The sequence below is a fragment of the Dietzia sp. CQ4 genome (assembly GCF_014145125.1).
GTDB classification, from domain to species: domain Bacteria; phylum Actinomycetota; class Actinomycetes; order Mycobacteriales; family Mycobacteriaceae; genus Dietzia; species Dietzia natronolimnaea.
Genome location: NZ_JAALDZ010000269.1, coordinates 1 through 2,449, shown reverse-complemented (window position 1 = coordinate 2,449; position 2,449 = coordinate 1). Strand labels below are relative to the sequence as shown.

Genomic DNA, 2,449 nt, shown 5'->3' with positions numbered 1-2,449 from the left:
CCCGTCCCGCCCCCCGTCCCGTCCCACCCATCCCCCATCGGAGGTCCACCGTGACCGAGAAGACCGCAACCACAGCCGACGTCTGGGAGTCCCCAGCGCATCGGCGAACCGTCTACGGAGTACTGGCCGTTGTCGCGCTGGCCATCCTCTTCGACGGCTACGACCTCGTGATCTACGGCGCGATCCTGCCCACGCTCATGGCGGACCCCGGCCAGATCGGCCCGCTCGGTGCCGCTCAGGCCGGGGCCCTGGGTTCGTACGCCCTCGTCGGAGTCATGATCGGAGCGCTGAGCGCGGGCGCCGTCGGTGACCGCATCGGACGTCGGAGGATCATGCTCGGCTCGATCGCCTGGTTCTCGGTGGGCATGGCCGCCACCTCTTTCGCGCAGAACATCACGACGTTCGGGATCCTGCGCCTTCTCACCGGCCTCGGAATCGGCGCGATCGTCGCCACCGCCGGTGCGATCATCGCCGAGTTCGCCCCCGCGGGGCGGCGGAACCTGTTCAACGCCGTGGTCTACAGCGGAATCCCCGCCGGCGGAGTCCTCGCCTCGGCCCTCGCGATGCTGCTGCGCGACCACATCGGCTGGCGGGGACTGTTCCTCATCGGCGCACTGCCCCTCGTCATCGTCCTGCCCTACGCGTGGTACGCCCTGCCCGAGTCGCCGCGCTGGCTCTCCTCGCGGGGGCGCACCGACGAGGCCGTCGCCCTGTGTACCGCCCGCGGATTGCCGGTCAACGCCTTCATCGACGCCCCCGCCGGGAGCTCTCACGGCTCCGGCGCAGCGGGTACCGCCGCAGCGTCGCCCACCGGATTCGCCGGGCTGCTGACCCCGGCCTATCGACTCGGCTCCCTCCTGCTGGGGTTCATGAGTTTCGCCGGGCTCCTCCTCACCTACGGGCTGAACACGTGGCTGCCGACGATCATGGAGACGTACGGCATCGACGCAAAGAGTTCCCTCGGCTTCCTGTTGGTCCTCAACGGCGGTGCCATCGCCGGCGGGCTGGCTGCATCGCGGTTGGCCGACCGACACGGCCCGCGCGTGATCGTGGCCTGCTCCTTCCTCCTGGCCACGTCCGCCCTGGTCGCCGTGACCCTCTCCCCGCCGATCGCACTGATGATCCTGCTCGTCGCCGCTGCCGGCATGGGCACCATCGGGACCCAGGTACTCGTCTACGGCTTCGTCTCGAACTACTACGAGACCGGTTCCCGCGCGGCGGGTGTGGCCTGGTGCGCGGGTTTCGGGCGCCTGGGCGGAATCCTCGGTCCGGTCATCGGCGGCCTCCTCGTCGCCGCGGGACTCCAGGCGGAGACCTCGTTCCTCGTCTTCGCGGGCGTCGCCCTGGTCGGGGCCGTGATCACCCTCGCCGTCCCGCGCTCGCCGGGCCTGGTCGCCCAGGTCCCCGACACCCTCATCGGCGCCGGTCCCGACGGCAGGTCCGACGGTTCTCGGGAACGGATCGAGACCCCGGCGGCCGACCTACGCTGAGGTCATGACCACCATGCCCTCCCTCATCCCCCGCCACGGTCACCACCGCGTCGTGGAACGACTCCGTGAGCTCCACGGCGCGGTGGTGGACCGCGGGTCGTCAGTGGTCCTGGTGACCGCTCCGTACGGTGCGGGCAAGAGTCACCTCGTCGACACCCTGCTCACCGGAACCACCGGCGTGACCACGGTGCTGACCAGGGCGTTGCCGTGGGAACACGACGTCCGGTGGGTGATCGCGGACCGGATCCTCCGGCGACTTCCCCCGGTCGCCCCGCCGGGTGACGGCGAGACGCCCGGTCCGGCCGGGGTCGAGCGGACCGGGTCCCGGGTGGTCGACGAGCTCGACGCCGCGCTCGGGGGCGCCGGCGCCGGGACGGTCATCGTGATCGACGACGCCGACCACGCCGATCCAGGATCCCTCCGCGCACTCGGATCGGCTCTCGAGACCTCCGTCGACGGTGCGGTTCTCCTGGTCCTCACCGCAGGGAACCCCTCGGAGGGGCCGTCCGCGGACCTGTGTTCCACCCTCGCCCGCGAGATCCTGCACCTCGGGGCACTCGACCACTCCGAGATCCGGGCTCTGGCCGCAGCCCGCACCGGGCGGGAACCGTCCGCGGCCGCGGCCCGAAGGATCCTGGACTACACCGGTGGAGCCGCCGACGCGGTGGCCGCGGTCGTCGACGAGGCCTCCGAATCCTGGTGGACCAGCCCGTTCTCACCCCCGCCGCTGCCCGCCTCGGTCGAGCTGGAGGCCGGGGCCCAGCTCGCGGGGCTGGAACCCGGAGACCGCGCAGTGGTCGAGGCCGCGGCCGTCCTCCCCCCGCCCGTCCTGCTGGAGTCCCTCTCCGCCCTCGTCGCGGCCCGACCGGGTCGATCCGGCGAGACCGGGACGGTGCTGGGCGCCCTCGACGCCGCGCACCGGGCCGGGATACTCCGCGTCGACCTCTCCCCCGGCGCCG

Annotated in this window: 2 protein-coding genes; both read left to right on the top strand. The window is 72.2% G+C overall.

The window, feature by feature from the left end; translation table 11 throughout:
- Window positions 1-50: 50 nt before the first annotated feature.
- The gene (locus tag G6031_RS14475; RefSeq protein ID WP_347237819.1) at window positions 51-1,490 is read left to right on the top strand and encodes an aromatic acid/H+ symport family MFS transporter; all 1,440 of its coding nucleotides are present in this window, start codon (window positions 51-53) and stop codon (window positions 1,488-1,490) included.
- Window positions 1,491-1,494: 4 nt separating this feature from the next.
- A partial coding sequence (locus G6031_RS14470) for an ATP-binding protein (protein WP_182653620.1) occupies window positions 1,495-2,449 on the top strand: 955 nt, incomplete at its 3' end.